Annotated in this window: 15 protein-coding genes; 5 read left to right on the top strand and 10 right to left on the bottom strand. The window is 66.0% G+C overall.

All coding sequences use genetic code 11. The features are described 5' to 3' along the window. Nucleotide 1: 1 nt before the first annotated feature. From trkA to dusB, 6 genes are all read right to left on the bottom strand, one after another. Nucleotides 2-1,378: a Trk system potassium transporter TrkA gene (trkA, locus tag ACO07Z_RS22700; RefSeq protein WP_421700758.1), complete on the bottom strand. Its 1,377-nt coding sequence runs from the start codon at nt 1,376-1,378 to the stop codon at nt 2-4. A 166-nt stretch (nt 1,379-1,544) separates the two neighbouring features. Beyond that, nucleotides 1,545-2,912, bottom strand: coding sequence for a sigma-54-dependent transcriptional regulator (locus tag ACO07Z_RS22695; RefSeq protein ID WP_421700757.1), 1,368 nt, complete (start codon nt 2,910-2,912; stop codon nt 1,545-1,547). Between the two features lie 14 nt (nt 2,913-2,926). Beyond that, nucleotides 2,927-5,194: an ATP-binding protein gene (locus ACO07Z_RS22690; protein WP_421700756.1), complete on the bottom strand. Its 2,268-nt coding sequence runs from the start codon at nt 5,192-5,194 to the stop codon at nt 2,927-2,929. A gap of 118 nt (nt 5,195-5,312) precedes the next feature. After that, nucleotides 5,313-6,758, bottom strand: a complete 1,446-nt coding sequence (gene ntrC / locus ACO07Z_RS22685; RefSeq protein ID WP_244376460.1) for a nitrogen regulation protein NR(I) — start codon at nt 6,756-6,758, stop codon at nt 5,313-5,315. Between the two features lie 8 nt (nt 6,759-6,766). After that, complete coding sequence (locus ACO07Z_RS22680) at nt 6,767-7,897, bottom strand: two-component system sensor histidine kinase NtrB (protein ID WP_244376459.1); 1,131 nt, start codon at nt 7,895-7,897, stop codon at nt 6,767-6,769. Continuing rightward, nucleotides 7,894-8,925 (bottom strand): tRNA dihydrouridine synthase DusB, encoded by a 1,032-nt coding sequence (gene dusB / locus ACO07Z_RS22675; protein ID WP_421700755.1) that lies wholly within the window; start codon nt 8,923-8,925, stop codon nt 7,894-7,896. Before dusB ends, ACO07Z_RS22680 begins: the two co-directional genes overlap by 4 nt. A gap of 198 nt (nt 8,926-9,123) precedes the next feature. Here dusB and ACO07Z_RS22670 point away from each other — a divergent pair, with 198 nt between their 5' ends. From ACO07Z_RS22670 to ACO07Z_RS22660, 3 genes are all read left to right on the top strand, one after another. Beyond that, complete coding sequence (locus tag ACO07Z_RS22670; protein ID WP_421700754.1) at nt 9,124-10,290, top strand: bifunctional 2-C-methyl-D-erythritol 4-phosphate cytidylyltransferase/2-C-methyl-D-erythritol 2,4-cyclodiphosphate synthase; 1,167 nt, start codon at nt 9,124-9,126, stop codon at nt 10,288-10,290. A gap of 11 nt (nt 10,291-10,301) precedes the next feature. Beyond that, a complete protein-coding gene (locus ACO07Z_RS22665) occupies nt 10,302-10,823 on the top strand; it encodes a CinA family protein (protein ID WP_421700753.1) in 522 nt (173 codons plus the stop codon). Nucleotides 10,824-10,899: 76 nt separating this feature from the next. After that, nucleotides 10,900-12,138 carry a glycosyltransferase gene (locus ACO07Z_RS22660; protein WP_421700752.1) on the top strand — a complete coding sequence of 413 codons (1,239 nt, stop codon included), beginning with the start codon at nt 10,900-10,902 and terminating at the stop codon, nt 12,136-12,138. 22 nt (nt 12,139-12,160) lie between these two features. On the opposite strand, the gene ACO07Z_RS22655 is transcribed toward ACO07Z_RS22660, so the two are convergent. Further along, a complete protein-coding gene (locus ACO07Z_RS22655; RefSeq protein ID WP_421700751.1) occupies nt 12,161-13,390 on the bottom strand; it encodes a glycosyltransferase family 4 protein in 1,230 nt (409 codons plus the stop codon). Between the two features lie 111 nt (nt 13,391-13,501). Between ACO07Z_RS22655 and ACO07Z_RS22650 the strand changes: the two genes are divergently transcribed. Further along, entirely contained in the window at nt 13,502-14,842 is a 1,341-nt protein-coding gene (locus ACO07Z_RS22650) for a hypothetical protein (RefSeq protein ID WP_421700750.1), read from the top strand. Between the two features lie 208 nt (nt 14,843-15,050). Then, the gene (locus tag ACO07Z_RS22645) at nt 15,051-16,127 is read left to right on the top strand and encodes a polysialyltransferase family glycosyltransferase (protein ID WP_421700749.1); all 1,077 of its coding nucleotides are present in this window, start codon (nt 15,051-15,053) and stop codon (nt 16,125-16,127) included. Between the two features lie 38 nt (nt 16,128-16,165). On the opposite strand, the gene ACO07Z_RS22640 is transcribed toward ACO07Z_RS22645, so the two are convergent. From ACO07Z_RS22640 to ACO07Z_RS22630, 3 genes are all read right to left on the bottom strand, one after another. Next, entirely contained in the window at nt 16,166-16,633 is a 468-nt protein-coding gene (locus tag ACO07Z_RS22640) for a type II toxin-antitoxin system RatA family toxin (RefSeq protein WP_421700748.1), read from the bottom strand. 2 nt (nt 16,634-16,635) lie between these two features. Beyond that, nucleotides 16,636-17,631: a lipoyl synthase gene (lipA, locus tag ACO07Z_RS22635; protein ID WP_421700747.1), complete on the bottom strand. Its 996-nt coding sequence runs from the start codon at nt 17,629-17,631 to the stop codon at nt 16,636-16,638. 101 nt (nt 17,632-17,732) lie between these two features. After that, nucleotides 17,733-17,981: a GlsB/YeaQ/YmgE family stress response membrane protein gene (locus ACO07Z_RS22630; RefSeq protein WP_244376450.1), complete on the bottom strand. Its 249-nt coding sequence runs from the start codon at nt 17,979-17,981 to the stop codon at nt 17,733-17,735. Nucleotides 17,982-18,016: the final 35 nt, after the last annotated feature.

Here is an 18,016-nt window from a genome sequence, read left to right as displayed (position 1 = left end):
CTCAGAAGAACTCAAGGCTGACCCGAAACAGCTGCTCGACCCGCTTCACCTTGTCGGCAAGGGCGAACATCACCACCCGGTCACGCGCCTGGATCACCGTGTCGCCGCGCGGCAGCATCACCCGCCCGGCGCGGATGACCGCGCCGATGCGCATGCCGTCGAACAGGTCGAGCTGGCGCAGCGGCTTGCCGACCAGCGGCGAGGTTTCCAGCGCCTCGGCCTCGATCACCTCGCCGGCGCCGTTCAGCAGCGAATGCACGCCGCGGATACGGCCCTTGCGAACATATTGCAGCACCTTGGAGACGGTGATCTGACGCGGGTTCACATAGGCGTCGATGCCGAGCCCGCGCGCGAAGGCGGGATAGGCCGGATCGTTCAGCAGGGAGAGCATGCGCTTGGCGCCGAGCTCGCGCGACAGCAGGCAAGAGAGAATGTTGACCCGGTCGTCATTGGTCACCGCGATCATGGTGTCGGCATCGCGGACCGCCGCCTCCTCCAGAATGGTGCGGTCCAGCGCGCTGCCGCGCAGCACCACCGTTCGGTTCAGCTCCTGCGCGATTTCCTCCGCGCGGCTGATCTTGTCCTCGATGATCTTCACCCGCGCCTTCGGGTTGCGCTGCTCCAGCTCGCGCGCGACATAAAGGCCGATATTGCCGCCGCCGCCGATGACGATGCGCTGCGCCGGCGGTTCGTCATGGCCGAAGATCGACAGGGTGCGGCTCACCTGGTCGGTATGGGCGACGAAATAGGCGAGATCGCCGGCCAGCAGCGAATCGATGGAGCGCGGCACGAAGGTCTTGCCGTTGCGGTTGACCGCCACCACCACCGCCCGCAGGTCCGGGAATAGATCGGTGAGCTGGCGCAGCGGCGTGTCGAGAACCGGGCAATCCTCCTGGCAGCGCACGCCCACCACGACGACATTGCTGTCGTTGAAGCTCACCGTATCGACGGCGCCCGGCAGCGACAGGCGGCGCAGCACCATCTCGCCCACTTCCAGCTCGGGCGAGATGACCACATCGATCGGCAGATGGTCGCGCGAGAACAGGTCGCGCCAATGGCCCTGGAGATAGCTCTGCGCGCGCACGCGGGCGATCTTGGTCGGCACGTCGAACAGCGCGTGGCCGACCTGGCACGCGATCATGTTGACCTCGTCATGCAGGGTGACGGCGATCAGCATGTCCGCCGCCTCCAGCCCCGCCCGGGCCAGCACGTCGGGATGGGAGCCGTGGCCGACGAAGCCGCGCACGTCGAGCGTGTCGGTGACCGCCTGGATAAGGCGGGGCGAGGTGTCGATGATGGAGACGTCGTTCTGCTCTGCGGCCAGACGCTCGGCAATGCCGAACCCCACCTGCCCCGCGCCGCAAATCACGACCTTCATGACGTCCCCCGCTCCTGCCCGCCGGCGCCTGAGGGTTTCCGCGAACGGGCCTCCGGCATTTCCTGGCGAGTCTCTCTATAGCAGGTTCGCACGGCGCGGCAGACGCCGCAGCGTCCGGCCCGCACATCTTCCTTTACCGGAGCCGCGCGCCGGGTGGGGAAGGCGCTCAGCCGATGCCCAGCGCCTTCAGCTTGCGGTGCAGCGCGGAGCGCTCCATGCCGACGAACTCCGCCGTGCGGGAGATATTGCCGCCGAAGCGGCTGATCTGCGCCACCAGATATTCGCGCTCGAACACTTCGCGCGCGTCGCGCAGCGGCAGGCCCATCAGATGCTCGCCGCCGGTTCCGCTCGGCAGGCTCGGCACCAGCGCGCCGACATCCGGCGGCAGCATGTCGGCGGTGACCGGCGCATCCGCCTCGCCGGAAGCGAGGATGAGCAGGCGCTCGATATTGTTGCGCAGCTGGCGGACATTACCCGGCCAGTCATGCGACTGCAGCACGGCGAGCGCGTCGTCGGCGACGCGCCGGCGCGGCAGGCCGGTGGACTGCGAAATCTGGTCGAGGAAGAACTCGACCAGCTCCGGCACGTCCTCGCGCCGCTCCGCCAGCGGCGGCACACGCACCGGCACCACGCCGAGCCGATGGTAGAGATCCTCGCGGAAGCGCCCTTCGGCGATCTCCTTCTCCAGATTACGCGCGGTGGAGGAGATGATGCGCACATCCACCGAGACGCGGGTGGTGCCGCCGACGCGCAGGAAGTTCTGGTCCACCAGCACGCGCAGGATGCGGTTCTGGGTCTCGCGCGGCATGTCGGCGATTTCGTCGATGAACAGCGTGCCGCCATGCGCCTCTTCCAGCGCGCCGACCTGACGGCCCTGCCCTTCGCCCAGCTCGACGCCGAACAGCTCGACTTCCATCCGCTCCGGGGTGATGGCGGCGGCGTTGATCACCACGAACGGCCCGTTCGCCCGCTGCGAGGCGGCGTGGATCATGCGGGCGGTCAGTTCCTTGCCGGAGCCGGAGGGGCCGACGATCATGATGCGGCTATTGGTCGGCGCCACGCGCTCGATGCCCTGGCGCAGCTGGTTCATCACCGAGGACTTGCCGACCAGCGCCTGCGTCACCGCCGTGCGCTGCTTCAGGTCGCGCACCTCGCGCTTGAGCCGCAGCGTCTCCAGCGCCCGGTCGGCGACGAGGATCAGGCGGTCGGAATTGAACGGCTTCTCGATGAAGTCGTAGGCGCCCTGCTTGATCGCCGCCACCGCCGTCTCGATGGTGCCGTGGCCGGAAATCATCACGACCGGCACGTCCGGGTGGTTCTTCTTGATGCGCTCCAGCAGCTGCAGCCCATCGAGCTTCGAGCGTTCCAGCCAGATGTCGAGGAAGACCAGATGCGGACGGCGCGCCTCGATGGCGGCCAGCGCCTCGTCGCTGTCCTTGGCGGTGCGGGCGCCATAGCCCTCATCCTCCAGAATGCCCGCGACCAGACCGCGAATATCGGCTTCGTCATCGACGATCAGGATGTCCGTCGCCATTCGTCAGTTCTCCTTCAGCCGACCACACGGGGAGTGGGGGCCCCGCCGTTGCCTTTTCCGTCATTGGCGGCGGTGGGGCCGCCGTCGCGCGCGAAGTGCAGGCGAATCCAGGCGCCCCGCCCTTCCGGCGCATCGTCGAGCTCGATGCCGCCGCCATGCTCTTCCATGATCTTTCCGACGATCGCGAGGCCGAGGCCGGTGCCCTTCTCGCGCGTCGTCACATAGGGTTCCAGCAGCCGCGCCCGGTTCTCGGTCGGCAGGCCCTTGCCGTTGTCGATTACGTCGATGTCCACCATGCGCTCGGTGGCACGCACCTTCACCTGGATGCGTGCCGGCTCGGTGCGCTCCTCCGCCGGCACCGCCGCCAGCGCCTCGGTGGCGTTTTTGATGATGTTGGTCAGCGCCTGCGAGACGAGGCGACGGTCGAAGCGGGCCACCACCGGCTGCTCCGGCAGTTCGAGGTCGATGACGATGTCGGGATTTCCGACCCGCATCAGGAACACCACCTGCCGCGCCGTCTCGCCAATGTCCTGCGCCTCGGCGACGGGCTTGGGCATGCGGGCGAAGGAGGAGAACTCGTCCACCATGCGGCCGATGTCGCCGACCTGCCGGATGATGGTTTCCGTGCACTGGTCGAACACGTCGCGGTCCTCGCCGATCACCTTGCCGTAGCGCCGGCGCAGCCGCTCGGCGGAGAGCTGGATCGGGGTCAGCGGGTTCTTGATCTCATGGGCGATGCGGCGGGCGACATCGGCCCAGGCGGAGCTGCGCTGCGCCACCACCAGCTCGGTGATGTCGTCGAGCGTGACCACCCAGCCATGTTCGGCCTCGCGCGATTGCTCGGTGGTCACGCGCACCGCGATCACGCGGTCGCGGCCATTGCGGGTGAGCGTCGTATTGGCCTGCACGCTGCGCTCGCCCGGCTCCATCGCCTGTGCGAGCAGCGGTGCCACCTCCGGCACGACGGCGCCAAGCTCGGTGCCCAGCACATCCGCCTCCGCCACGCCGAGCAGTTTTTCCGCCGGGCGGTTGATGATGGAAATGCGGCCCTGCGGATCGAGGCCGATGACGCCGGCGCCGACGCCGGAGAGCACCGCCTCGGTGAAGCGGCGGCGGGTGTCGATCTGGTCGCGGGCCTGCACGATGTCGTCGCGCTGGGTGCGCAGCTCCTGCGTCATCTTGTTGAAGGTCTCGGCAAGGCTCGACAAATCGCCCTCGGTGCGGCGCACCGGCACCTCGACGTAGAGATTGCCGGCGGCGACGAGATCGGCGGCACCGATCAGGCGGCGGATCGGCGCCACCAGGCGGTTGGCGAAATTGATGCCGAGCCAGACCGCGCAGAGCAGCACGGTCAGCGAAATCACCGCATACAGCACCGCGAACGCCACCTGCACGCCGACGCGCTGCTGTTCGAGGTTGCGATAGTCGACGACGGCCGCCTGCGTTTCCTTGAGATAGTCGATCACCTTCGGATCGACGGCGCGGGCGACATAGAGATACAGGTCGCCGAAATCCTTCAGCGGAATCACCGCGCCGACATAATCGGCATCGCCCGGCAGATAAATCAGCGGCTGCTCTTCGGTCGCGTCCTTCAGCGCCAGATTGGCCGGCACGACGAATTCGCGGCCGACACGGATGGTGGCGCGGTCGATGACCTGCAGGTCCTTGTCGATGATCATGGCGGCGGGCAGGCCGCGCACCACCGCCTGCGCGGTCAGTGCCTGACGGAAACGGCTGCGGTCCTGGTCCCACAGCGGGCGGATGCGCTGGAGATCGCGCGCCATGCCGAGCACGTCGCCGCGGATCGAATAGGCGTGTTCGCGCACATAGGTCTGGGCGACCGACACCGCATTGTCGACGATGGCGCGGGTGCGCACCGAGAACCAGCGGTCGAGCCCCTTGTCGAGCGTGATGCTGGCGAGGATGGCGACGAGCAGCGCCGGCACCACCGCCACCACGCCGAACAGCCCGACCACGCGCACATGCAGCCGCGCCGCCGCCCGCCCGCGCTGGCGCGCCTTGACGATGCGCCACACCTCGCGGCCGATGATGCTGAGCAGCACCAGCGACATGACGCCGTTAAGGCACAGGACGACGATGATCACGTCCTGCGAGGGCACCAGCGGGGTGATGCCGATAAGGATGATGAAGCTGGCCAGCGCGATGATGAGCGCCAGCAGCACCGCCAGCGGCGCCAGCCCCCAGAGCGAGAAACGGAATCCCATCCCGCCCAGGTCGAGTGCTTCGTGCCGGTCCGTCGAGCCGGTCGAGGTGTCGCTCATCCATCACCCTGTTGGCGGCGGGAATCAGCCCGCCCGACTGATGCAGTGATACGACACTGGTGCAAAAATGTGACAATGATGAGCCGCCCCCGCCTTTATTCGCGAGGGCGTCAGGCGCTCACCGACTGGTGCGGATTATCTGGATGTCCAGATCCCGGATCTTCTTGCGCAGTGTGTTGCGGTTCAGCCCCAGCAGTTCCGCCGCCTTGATCTGGTTGCCCCGCGTCGCCGCCAGTGCCGCGGAGAGCAGCGGGTATTCCACATCCTTGAGAATGCGGTGATAGAGGCCAGGCGGAGGCAGATTCTCGCCGAAGCCGCCGAAATAGGCGTTGAGGTGCCGCTCCACCGAGGCGGAGAGCGTCTCGTCCTGGCCATTCTCCTCTGGTGTCGGCGGCGCCACCGGGGTGGAGAGTTCCGCCTCGATGATCGAGCCGGTGATGACTTCCTGCGGATAGAGCGCGGCGAGGCGGCGGATCAGGTTCTCCAACTCACGCACATTGCCCGGCCAGCGGTAGCGCTTGAGTCGGTCGAGCGCGGCGGCGTCGATCTGCTTGCGCGGCAGTCCCTCGCGCTCGGCCTGCAGGAAGAAGTGGCGGGCAAGGTCCGGCACGTCCTCGGCGCGTTCGCGCAGCGGCGGCAGGCGCAGCGGCACGACATTGAGGCGGAAGAACAAATCCTCGCGGAACAGGCCCTGCTGGATGAGGATGCGCAGATCCTTGTTCGTGGCGGCGACGATGCGCACATCGGTCTTGATCGCGGTGCGCCCGCCGACCGTGGTGTATTCGCCCTGCTGCAGCACGCGCAGCAGCCTTGTCTGCGCCTCCATCGGCATGTCGCCGATCTCATCGAGGAACAGCGTGCCGCCTTCCGCCTGCTCGAAGCGGCCGGCCGAGCGCGCATTGGCGCCGGTGAACGCCCCCTTCTCATGGCCGAACAGCTCGGATTCGATGAGGTCGCGCGGGATCGCCGCCATGTTGATGGCGACGAACGGCCCGTTGCGGCGCTTGCCGTAATCATGCAGCGCGCGGGCGACCAGCTCCTTGCCGGTGCCGCTCTCGCCCGCGATCATCACGGTGAGATCGGTCTGCATCAGCCGCGCCAGCACGCGGTAAATGTCCTGCATCGCCGGCGAGCGGCCCACGAGCGGGATGTTGTCGGCGTCCTCGCCCAGACCCTTGAGCGCGTTCTCCGGCTTCTTCGGCTCGGACAAGGCGCGGCCGACGATGGAGATCAGCTCCTTCAGGTCGAAGGGCTTGGGCAGATATTCATAGGCGCCCTTCTCCGAGGCGCGGATCGCAGTCATGAACGTGTTCTGCGCGCTCATGACGATGACCGGCAGATCGGGCCGCACCTTCTTGATGCGGGGCAGCAGGTCGAAGGCGTTCTCGTCCGGCATCACCACATCGGTGATAACGAGGTCGCCGTCGCCCTGGCTGACCCAGCGCCACAGCGTCGCCGCGTTACCGCAGGAGCGCACCTCATAGCCCGCCCGCGACAGCGCCTGATTGAGCACGGTGCGGATGGCAGCGTCGTCATCGGCAACCAGGATACTTCCCGTCGGCATGGCGGTTCTCAACTCTTCTCGTCACCGCGGCTGGCGCGGTACATGGGCATGAGGACACGGAAGGTGGTGCGGCGGGGCTGGCTGTCGCATTCGATGATGCCGCCATGGTCGCCGACGATCTTCGCCACCAGAGCGAGGCCGAGCCCGGTGCCGGTCGGCTTGGTGGTGACGAAGGGATCGAACAGATGCGGCATCAGGTCCTCCGGCACGCCGGGACCGTTGTCGCGCACACAGAATTCCAGCGGCAGGCTCACCCGCGCTGGCGCGCCCGGCATCATCAGTCGCACGCCGGGGCGGAAGGCGGTGGTGAGCTGGATCTCGCCATCGGGCGAATCGCCAATGGCTTCGGCGGCGTTCTTCACCAGATTGAGGAACACCTGAATCAGCTGGTCGCGATTGGCCAGTACCGGGGGCAGCGAGGGGTCGTATTCCTCGACAAAGCGGATATGGCGGGCAAAGCCGGTGGTCGCCAGCGTCCGCACATGCTCCAGGACCGCGTGGATGTTGACCGGCTCGCGCTCGATCGGCCGCTCGTCGGAGAACACCTCCATGCGGTCGACCAGCTTGACGATCCGGTCGGCCTCGTCGGTGATCAGCCGGGTCAGCGAGCGGTCGTCGTCGCTGGCCGAGAGTTCGAGCAGCTGCGCCGCGCCGCGAATGCCCGAGAGCGGGTTCTTGATCTCATGCGCCAGCATCGAGGCCAGCGCCGTCACCGAGCGGGCGGCGCCGCGATGGGTGAGCTGCCGATCCATCTTGTCGGCGATGGTGCGCTCCTGCAGCATGATGACGACATGGCCCGCCACCTCGGACAAGGGCGCGACATGAATGTCGACAATGCGCTCGCCGCCATTGCGCGGGGTGCCGAGATCGACCCGATACTCGTTCACCGCCGCCCCGCGCGTGCGCACCTGTTCCACCAGCGACAGGATCGGGCTGCCAAAGGGCACGAATTCCTGCAGCCTGTGCCGCACCAGCACGGCCAGAGACGCCTCGAAAAAGGCCTCGGCCGCCACATTGGCGTCCACCAGCCGGTTGTCTTCCGCCACCGTGATCACCGGATGCGGAAGCGCATTCACGACGGCTTCCGCGGTCGCGCTGCCCGCGCGCGGGCCAGGCCGTTGCGAGGAAACCGAACTCATGCAGCTTCTCTCCATCCAATGTCGTCATAGGCATCGTGGAGTCCGGTGACGACACGCGCCGGATCCTCGAGGGTGAGAAGGCGCTGGCGCCAGCCGGCCGCCATTTCCGGCGGACGGCCGGCGCTGGCGACCGCCGCGGCAAGCGACCAGCCGATGTGCTTGCGGGCGCAGCGCATGCCGAGGTCGCGCCCGTAATGCGACAGCCAGCCCTCATACAGCTCGATCAGCACATCGCGCTGTTCAGCGAGCGGCGGGTCCTCCGGGACAAGGCCGCTGCGCAGATAGGCGGCGACCTGGCCGGGAAACCACGGGCGGCCCTGCGCGCCACGGCCGATCATCACCCCATCGGCACCGGAGGCCGCGAGCATGGCCGGCGCGTCCTCCGCCGCCACGAGGTCGCCATTCGCCAGCACGGGAATGGCGACCGCCTCCTTGACCGCGCGGATCGCCGCCCAGTCGGCGCGGCCGGTGTAGAACTGGCAGCGCGTGCGCCCGTGAATGGTGATCATCGTGACGCCGAGCGCTTCCGCACGGCGGGCGAGTTCCGGAGCGACCGTCGCCGCGTCGTCCCAGCCGAGGCGGGTCTTCAGCGTTACCGGCACGTCCACCGCCTCGACCACGGCGGCGATAAGCCGGGTCGCGAGATCGAGGTCGCGCAGCAACGCCGAGCCGGCGAGCCCCGTCGTGACGCGCTTGGCCGGGCAGCCCATATTGATGTCGATGAGGGCGGCGCCGGCGGCTTCGGCGAGGCGGGCGGCGCGCCCCAGTGATTCGGGCTCATTGCCGGCGAGCTGGACGGCGTGGACCGCCACTCCCGCCCCTTCCGACCGCAGCACCGTCTCCTCATGCCCGGTCTCGAAGGCGCCGGCAGCGACCATTTCGGAAACGGCGAGCGAGGCGCCATAGCGCAAGGCCATGCGCCGCATCGGGGCATCGGTAATGCCGGCCATGGGCGCGAGCACCACTGCCCCCGGCAGCGCGACGCGGCCGATGTGAAGATTGCCGACGGGAGAAGAATAAGGGGTCAAGCGGCGATCACTCGATGCACATTAAATAAGCCCGACCAGCGGTGCCTAGATAATAGCCATGCTGAGCGCGTCATCAACCCATGCGAAGGGCGTAAGCCAAATCTTTTGCAATCAGACGCCGCTTTTGCGCTAAACGAGCCGGCAGGGCAAGTCTGGGCTGCTGCGGCGGCAGTCAGCAAAGGGGCGGAAACCGAGGCGATGCGGACGGACGTGATCGTGGTGGCGGCAGGCAACGGCCTGCGGGCGGGCGAGGGGCGGCCCAAGCAGTACCGACCGCTCGGCGGTATACAGGTGCTGCGTCACACGCTGATGGCTTTTCTCGGCCAGCCCGGCATCCGCCATGTCCTGCCGGTGATTTCGCCCGAACATGCCGCCTTGTGCGCCAGCGCCCTCGCCGGCCTCGACGGCGTGCTGCCGCCGGTGGCGGGCGGGGCGACGCGGCAGGCCTCGGTGCGCGCAGGGCTCGACGCGCTGGCGCAGGACCCGCCCGACCTCGTGCTGATCCATGATGCGGCGCGTCCTTTCGTCTCGCCCCGGCTGGTGGCGCAGGCGATCGCCACCGCCGCCTCCGAGGGCGCTGGCGTGCCGGCCCTGCCGGTGGTCGACACGCTGAAAGCGCTCGGCGAGGACGGCTTCCTTGCGACCGGCCCGGATCGGAGTGCCGTGCGCGGGGTCCAGACCCCGCAGGCGTTCCGCTACGACCTCATCCGCGCCGCGCATCGCGCGCAGGCGGGGGCGGACGACCTGACCGACGACGCCGCCGTGGCCGAGGCCGCCGGCCACCGCGTCGCCGCCTTCCCCGGCGATCCCGCCAATTTCAAGCTCACCACGCGGGAGGATTTCGTGACCGCCGAACGCCATTTGCTGGCCGAACTCGCCGATGTCCGCACCGCGACCGGCTTCGACGTGCATGCCTTCGGACCCGGCGACCATGTGATGCTGGGTGGCGTGCGGATTCCGCACGATTTCGCTCTTGCCGGCCATTCCGATGCCGATGTGGTGCTGCACGCGCTCACCGATGCGCTGCTCGGCACCATCGGCAGCGGGGATATCGGCCATCATTTCCCGCCCTCCGATCCGCAATGGAAGGGCGCGGCCTCCGACCAGTTTCTCGCCCATGCCGCCTCGCTGGTGCGCGCCGCCGGCGGGCGCATCGCCCATCTCGACGCCACCGTGATCTGCGAAGCGCCGAAGATCGGGCCGCACCGCGAGGCGATGCGCGCGCGCATCGCCGCCATCGTTGACATTCCCGTGGCGCGCGTCAGCGTGAAGGCGACGACCAGCGAGCGGCTGGGCTTCACCGGGCGTCGCGAGGGTATCGCCTCCCTCGCTGCCGCGACGGTGCGCCTGCCCTGGATCGACTGAGAGGAGCGCGGATGCACGGCCCCGAGACAGACGCGGCGCAGGACGTCCTCGCAGGTGAGGCGACGCGTGTGCTGGACCTGTGCCGGGCGCGCGGGCTCACCGTCGCCACCGCCGAATCCTGCACCGGCGGCCTCGTCGCCGCCGCCCTCACCGCGATTGCCGGCTCGTCCGACGTGGTGGACCGCGGCGTCGTCACCTATTCCAACGCGGCCAAGCGGGAGATGCTCGGCGTCTCCGCCGCGACGCTGGAGGCCCATGGTGCGGTGAGCGAAGAGACCGCGCGCGAAATGGTCGACGGCCTGCTGCGGATCGCCGGGACCTCGCTTGGCGTCTCCGTCACCGGCATTGCCGGTCCCGGCGGCGGCTCGGAGGCGAAGCCGGTCGGCCTCGTGCATTTCGCCGCCGGCACCCGTGAGGGCAAGGTGATCGCCCGTCGCGAGGTCTTTGCCGGGCAGGACCGGGCCGGCGTGCGGCGCCTCGCCACCCTCACGGCCCTCGCTATGCTGGCGGAGCTCGCCGGCACGCAGGACTGAGGGAAGCTCCAATTGGGCCTTGTAATCAAAGGCGATAGGGGCAAGCTGTCATTGTGTTAACAAGCTAATGGCGGCGATGCGGCTGGCGATTGTCTCGCATATTCCGGTCTATCCCACGACGGCCGGCAACCGGGCGCGTGTGCTCGGCCTGATTCAGGCGCTGCAGGGCCTCGGCCATGAGGTGATCTTCATCCAGATCCCCAGCGGCCCTTTCGACGCCCCCGAAAGCGCCGCCCGCCACGAGGCGCTGGTCGGCCGCGGCAACTACTATGACCTCACCCGTCTTTCCACGCCGGCGCGCCTCGCCAAATGGCTGAAGGTGTTTCCGGTACGGGCGGTGTCGCGCCTGTCGAAAGCCCTGGGAATCGACACGCCCTGCCGCCACTGGCGCCCGCTCGATTCGCATATTTCGCCGGAATCGGTCAGGGCCGCGCAGGCGATCGTCGTCGCGCGCGGCTGCGATGTCTGTCTGGTCGAGTATGTGTTTCATTCCGCGGTTCTGGTCGACCTGCCAGCGCCCGTGCGGACGCTGATCGACACGCATGACCAGTTCTCCAACCGACATGTCGGCTATGCCGCCAACGGGCTTGGCGGCGCCTATTGGATATCGCTGCGTCCCGAGGCGGAACGGCGGGGACTGATGCGCGCCGACGGCGTGCTCGCCATCCAGGACGACGAGGCGCAGGCCTTCACCCGGCTGCTGCAAGGCCAGCCCTCCCCGCCTCTCGTGCGGGTGGTGAGCCATTTTTTGCCCGCCATCGAGCCGCGCACCGACCGCGGCCCGCCGCACCGGGCGGCCTTCATCGCCTCGTCCAACAGCGCCAACACTCACGCCCTGGGCCTGTTTCTGCAATGGGGCCTGCCGGAGGTGCTGCGCCGCGACCCGGCTTTCCGCCTGATCCTCGCCGGCGGCATTTGCGGCGAGGTGCCGGACCATCCGCAGATGGACAAGATCGGCCATTTCGAGCGGCTGGGCGACGTGTTTGCACGCGCTCCCGTCTCGCTCAACCCGGTGCTGAGCGGCTCCGGCATTTCGGTAAAGGCGCTGGAATCGCTGGCCGCCGGCGCGCCGGTGGTGGCCACCGAAACCGGCGCGCGCGGGCTCGGCGCACTGGCCGGCGACGGGCTGCACATCCTGCCGGACGGCGACTGGGCCGCCTATGCCGAAGCGCTCACCGCGCTGACGCTGGACCCGGAGCGCTGCGCGCACGCCGGCGCGCAGGCGCGGCTTGCGGCGGCGGACTGGAACCAGCGCCAGCGCGTGGGGCTGGAAGAACTGCTCGCCGATGAGACGCCCCGACGCCGGCGGAATTGACGGCTGCGACGCGAGGAGGCGATCACCTGCCGCCCCCGGCGGGAAGGGCCGCGAGAACGGCCCGAAGCTGGGCGTGCTGCTCCTCGTTCCACCGCTCGGCGTCGGCACGGCAGCTGTGTCCCAGCCGGCGACGCTGCACGCCGTCGCTCAACAGGCCCAGCAGCATCTGCGCGAGCCCTTCAGGGTCGCCGTCGGGGCAGACCTTGATGCCCGAGCGGAACCTTTCAGGCACCCCCCGGGCGCCGGTTTCCGTGCTCACCACGGGAACGCCGGCCGCCATGGCGTCAAGCAGCTTGATGTTGATGCCGGTTCCCATGACCATCGCGTTGATGAGCAAGGGGGCCATTTCGAACGCCTCCCGCACCTCCTCCACGCGACCCAGCTTGAGGACAGCCGGGTGATCCTCCACCGCCTCGCAGACCTTGCCCGCCAGCACGAGCCGGAAATCGGGCATGGTCCGCAGCACCAGAGGCAGGACCTGGTCGATCAACATGCGGCACGAGCGCACATTGGAGGCGTTGCGCGACCCCAGAAAGAGCGCGCGCCGGCCCTCGTGCTCCCCCACGGGCGGGGCCGAAAGGTCGACGAAGTGGCTGACCACCGCGACCTGCGGGTTTCGCGGATGAGACCCCAACTGCCGGCGGAAGAGGTCCGCCTCCTGTTGCTGGATGGCGAGGATGACATCGGCCCGGCGAAAACCCGCAACCTCATCGCCGGGGCGCAAGAACATCCACTCCCGCGCCCGTGCCTTTCCGGAACGCAGGGCCGTCTCCTGCTCCGAATAGCTGTCGTGCGTGTCGATGATGTAGCTCGTCCGGTCGGGGCGAGGTTCGAGCGCGACAAACGAATAGTGGACATATTCGATCAGCACGACATCGGGCTGCACGGCCTCCATCACCGCCTGGATGCGCCGCCGCCACCCGTAGCGGGCCCGCTCGTCGAGCCGGGCATAGGTGCCTTTCGGCATTCCCAGCATCCGGCACGCCTTGCGCGCGAGGCGCCGGGGCAGCCAGCGCAGCAAGAACAGCAAACCGGCCACTTCCCCCTCCGGCCACACCTCGTGGAGCCGGTCCTCGCCGAACTCGGCGATCATGGCGGCGCGATCGTCCGAGCTGTCTTCGCCCGCACGCAACCAGACGAAGGAAAGGTCATGCCCCTGCTCCCGCACGGCACGGGACAGCGCGAGAATGCGGCTGCGGTTTCCCTCATGCGCCGGAACAGGGGGAACGGCCGAGAACATGGCAATCTTCATGCTTGAAAACATATCGGTTCAGCGGTGATACGTCACCGGCACGGCGGGCGCCGATCACAGGCCGACGGGGTTGTGTGATCAGGACCTCGCCGGCCCATCGGGGGAAGCTTCGTGTCAACGCCTCGGCCCACACTGGTCACCATTGCCACTGACGGCTTTCAGTATCTCTGGCTGCACTGCGTCGAAAGCCAGCAGCACTACGCCGCCCGCCACGGCTGCGACCATCAGCTGATGACGACGAATGCCTATCCCGCGCTGCCTCCGCACTGGGCGAAAGTGACGGCGTGCCAGGCGCTCCTGACGCAGGGCCACGACGTTTTTCTGCTTGATTGCGATGTCTGCATCCGCGCCCATGCCCCGCGCTTCACCGATCTGCTCGAGCGGGAGCCGGGCTACGACATCTTCATCGCCAATGGGTGGTCTGGCCGGCCGAATTCGGGGGTGGTCGTGTTCCGCGGCGGCGCCCATTCCACGGCCGCCGCCTTCCTGGATCGATGCCTCGCGAACCGGCACAAGCAGCTACCGGCAGAAGACCGGGTCACCGCTCACGGCGAGAACGGTCACTTCATCCATTTTCTCAAGGAAGAGCCGTTCCGCCTCAAGACGTTCCTCCTTGATGACCGGTGGAACAAGATCGTGCCGCCCGCGATCTCCGGCGATTTCATCATTCACTATACCGGACCGATGCGGGCCCAGGGTGGAGCGATGGATGGCTGCATGCCGCTCCCCGCCCCCGCCGCGACGCGCTTACGCCTACCTCTTGGCGAATGGGCAGTGAGTGCCTGTCGCCGCCTGTGGCAGCCAGTGAAAAGCCGGCTCAACATCCTCGGAATGGCCAGCGCTGCGCCGGGACCCGCTCCGGCCGGGACGCTCTCAATGCCATGGTGGAGCGCCTTGCAAAGGGAACGGCAGACCCCTTTGGCGCGGCTGATCCGGCACCTGCTCGCATCAGGTGATGTCGTACTCGACGCCGGAACGCGCAATGGCGCCTTCACGCGCCTAGCCGCCGCCGCCATCGGCCGCCAGGGCCAGTTCCTCACCCTGGGCAGCGGATGCCCGCTGGAAACGATCCTGTCCGCGCTCGACGAGCGGCCGGTCAGCCTGCTCAGGTTCGACCTCGAACCGCTTGGCGTTGAAGGCCTGAAGCGCCTCGGCGTCGCCCTCTCGGCGCGGCCGCGGCCCTATCTCATGCTCGACCTCGCCCCCTCCCGGCTGGAGGCAAGCAACATCTCTTTGGGCGACGTGGCGCGAATCCTCTACGAGAGCGGCCTTGTGCTACGCGAAATCAGGGATGACCATACGCTTGGCCCCCGGGGATTCATGGATAGGGAACGTCCCAAGAGCTACCTCGCCGCGGATGACGCAGGCTGGCGAGAGCTGGAAACGCCCGCCGCCGACACGCCGCCGTCGGCGCCAGATCACACGCCGCTGGGCTCAGCGCGCTGGTCTTAGAAGGGTTGCGCATTCTGCCGAACTAAGCCGGATATGACGAACCGCTCACCGCGCCTTGCCCCAGAAAGCTGCGCATGGGCTTCAGTAGGTGGAGAACTGGGCCGGAGGCTGGAATTGGCAGCAAAGAACGATCAAGGATTTGCAGAATCAACGCGACAGATCGACGATCGGCCCACATTGCAGCATACTGAGCGTTCAATTTACATGAGTGACGATCAAAACCACCGCATTTAGAGTTTTCATAGATGGCGACAAAATGAATACCCATTCAGACACTGCAACCAGAGGACGATTCAACAATATTTTTGTTGTTGGATCACCTCAACAATACCTATTCGCAAAAGTAATAAGCAATGCCCTGGACGGGACCTCCATTTTCATCGAAAACGGTTCAGCCGGGCGCTTTAAAGATACCTACAATAAAATTGATATTATACTTGATATGCCTACAATTCCTATTATTGATTATAATTCCATCGAAATTAATAAAATGCACACAAATAGGATTTTTATTTCCAACAGATTTAACAGCATTGATATTGATATATTTTTATTATTGAGAGAAAATTCGAAAATTATGTGTATTTACGAGGACGGAATCGCATTTTATCTGCCATACGCATTTTTTAATAATACATTGAGCGACAACAATAAAATTTTACGTTTTAAAAATTACTCAAAGTATTATTTACACGCATTTACATCTATTAAACGGTACAAGCCAAATTTCTTGCCAATGACAATTTTCGACGAAGCGCACATCGCATTCCCTGACAGCCTAAAGAAATATGAGGGTCGGGTTTTTGATATTCTTCCATACCTCAAATCGCATCTGCATTCACCAAAACCGAACCGTCTGCGCACATGCGTGTTTATGTCACAATGTATAGTTAAAGATAATTTGACTACGTCGCAAGCATACAAAAATTATGTCATTTCTAATCTATGTAAAATTAGAGAACATTACGATAACGTATATTATAAACCACACCCGCGAGATGACAACGATCTTACTACGTCAATCCTCGCATCCAGCGGAGTAGACACACTGCCATCGCCATACGATCAGATTCCTATTGAGATATTCTGTGGTCACTTTGAGAATACAGATCTTTATGGATTCGGGACGTCAGCACTAGCTTACGCAGCTACTCTATTTGGATCACGATCCTATACCTTGATACCTTCATATTTGAAGGCGGTTCCAAATCAACGCCTTGCCGATCTATGGAGTGATGTGCATGGGCTGCTCAAACCTTACGGCATCATCGAATACACGCCATAGCAACCGATTCGCGTTGGACCAAGGCTGAAATCTGTCCCCTACCCCACCACCTCGCGCCGGCCATACACCTGGTCGGCGCGGTGCTCGAAGGCTTCGGCGAAGCGGCGGAAGGCGGCGTCGAACATCGCGCCCATCAACAGGCCGAGCGTGCGCGAGCGGAATTCATAGGAAATGAAGAACTCGACCTCGCTGACCGCCTCGCTCTCCGGCCGGAAGGTCCAGCGGTTTTCGAGCCGGCTGAACGGGCCGTCGAGATATTCCACCACAATGGACAGGCGCGGCCGGTCGAGCGTGACCCGGCTGGCGAAGCTCTCGCGGAACATCTTGTAGGCCACGGTCATGTCGGCGACGAGGATGTCCACCCCCTCCCCGCTGGCTACCCGGCGGCGCACATGCAGGCTCTCGCACAGGGGCACGAATTCCGGGTAGCGCTCCACGTCCGCCACCAGGTCGAACATGTCGGTGGCGGAGTGGCGCACGCGCCGCTTATTGGTGAAGGACGGCATGGTCAGGCGGGAACCGTCGCCGACGCCACTCCCGCGCCCACGGCCGCCTTGCCGGCCCGCGCCGCGCGCAGCCGGGCGAAATCCTCGCCTGCATGGTGGGAGGAGCGCGTCAGCGGGCTCGACGACACCATGAGGAAGCCCTTGGCATAGGCCACCGTCTCGTAGGACTTGAACTCCTCCGGCGTCACGAAGGCCATGACCGGGTGGTGCTTGCGGGTCGGCTGCAGATACTGGCCGATGGTCATGAAGTCGATATCGGCGGAGCGCAGATCGTCCATCAGCTGCAGCACCTCGTGCCGCACCTCGCCCAGCCCCACCATGATGCCGGATTTGGTGAAGATGGAGGGATCGAGCTCCTTCACCCGCTGCAGCAGGCGCAGCGAATGGAAATAGCGCGCGCCCGGCCGCACCTTGAGATAGAGCGAGGGCACGCATTCGAGATTGTGGTTGAACACGTCCGGCCGCGCCTCGACCACGACTTCCAGAGCCCCCTCCTTGCGCAGGAAATCGGGGGTGAGAATTTCGATGGTGGTTTTCGGACTAGTGGCGCGGATGGCGCGGATGGTGCGGGCGAAATGCTCGGCGCCGCCATCGGCGAGATCGTCGCGGTCCACCGAGGTGACGACGACATGTTCCAGCCCCAGCCGGGCCACCGCGTCCGCCACCTTCTGCGGCTCGTCGCGGTCAAGCGGGCCGGGCATGCCGGTGCGGACATTGCAGAAGGCACAGGCGCGGGTGCAGGTGTCGCCCATGATCATGAAGGTGGCGTGCTTCTTCTGCCAGCACTCGCCAATATTGGGGCAGCTCGCCTCTTCGCACACGGTGACGAGGCCGTTGGCGCGGACGATGTCCGCCGTCTCCTGCCAGCCGGGCGTGCCGGGGGCGCGAACGCGGATCCAGTCCGGCTTCTTCAGCACCGGCGTTTCCGCCCGCTTCGCCTTCTCAGGGTGGCGGGGCTTCTCCAGCGCGCGGTTCAGAGTGTTGAGAACGACGACCATTGACGACTTTCCCGGACCGCAAGGCCAAAGCGGCCTTCAGGGTCCTTGCTAGTTCAGGGCCGCAGCGGCGTCGACCGGCGCCGCTGCACGACGCCCCTGCGTCAGCGGCGGAACAGGCCGAGCAGGAACAGCAGCACGATGGCGCCGACGGTCGAGACGATCAAGCTCCCGATCCACCCCGCCGCGACATTGATGTTCAGCGCCGAGAACAGCACCGCGCCGAGAAAAGACCCGATGATGCCGACGATGAGATTGGTCAGCAGCCCGTGGCTGCGCCCCATCGTCCGCTCGGCGATCCAGCCGGCGAGAATGCCGATGATGATCGTCGCAAAGAACCCCACGCCCGTCATGTCACGTCCCCATCAGGCCCATGTTGCGCGTGCAT

The organism is Ancylobacter sp. (genome assembly GCF_965229075.1).
Lineage (GTDB): Bacteria > Pseudomonadota > Alphaproteobacteria > Rhizobiales > Xanthobacteraceae > Ancylobacter.
Note: the sequence above shows the minus strand (reverse complement) of the source record. Positions and strands in the feature narration are given on the sequence as shown.

What these genes read in the sequence shown, in the direction of transcription:
- ACO07Z_RS22665 (WP_421700753.1), top strand. Translation starts at nt 10,302, where the DNA reads ATGCACGGCCCCGAGACAGACGCGGCGCAGGACGTCCTCGCAGGTGAG.
- lipA (WP_421700747.1), bottom strand. Translation starts at nt 17,631, where the DNA reads ATGGTCGTCGTTCTCAACACTCTGAACCGCGCGCTGGAGAAGCCCCGC.
- ntrC (WP_244376460.1), bottom strand. Translation starts at nt 6,758, where the DNA reads ATGCCGACGGGAAGTATCCTGGTTGCCGATGACGACGCTGCCATCCGC.
- ACO07Z_RS22660 (WP_421700752.1), top strand. Translation starts at nt 10,900, where the DNA reads ATGCGGCTGGCGATTGTCTCGCATATTCCGGTCTATCCCACGACGGCC.
- trkA (WP_421700758.1), bottom strand. Translation starts at nt 1,378, where the DNA reads ATGAAGGTCGTGATTTGCGGCGCGGGGCAGGTGGGGTTCGGCATTGCC.
- ACO07Z_RS22640 (WP_421700748.1), bottom strand. Translation starts at nt 16,633, where the DNA reads ATGCCGTCCTTCACCAATAAGCGGCGCGTGCGCCACTCCGCCACCGAC.
- ACO07Z_RS22680 (WP_244376459.1), bottom strand. Translation starts at nt 7,897, where the DNA reads ATGAGTTCGGTTTCCTCGCAACGGCCTGGCCCGCGCGCGGGCAGCGCG.
- ACO07Z_RS22630 (WP_244376450.1), bottom strand. Translation starts at nt 17,981, where the DNA reads ATGACGGGCGTGGGGTTCTTTGCGACGATCATCATCGGCATTCTCGCC.
- ACO07Z_RS22670 (WP_421700754.1), top strand. Translation starts at nt 9,124, where the DNA reads ATGCGGACGGACGTGATCGTGGTGGCGGCAGGCAACGGCCTGCGGGCG.
- ACO07Z_RS22655 (WP_421700751.1), bottom strand. Translation starts at nt 13,390, where the DNA reads ATGAAGATTGCCATGTTCTCGGCCGTTCCCCCTGTTCCGGCGCATGAG.
- ACO07Z_RS22690 (WP_421700756.1), bottom strand. Translation starts at nt 5,194, where the DNA reads ATGAGCGACACCTCGACCGGCTCGACGGACCGGCACGAAGCACTCGAC.
- ACO07Z_RS22695 (WP_421700757.1), bottom strand. Translation starts at nt 2,912, where the DNA reads ATGGCGACGGACATCCTGATCGTCGATGACGAAGCCGATATTCGCGGT.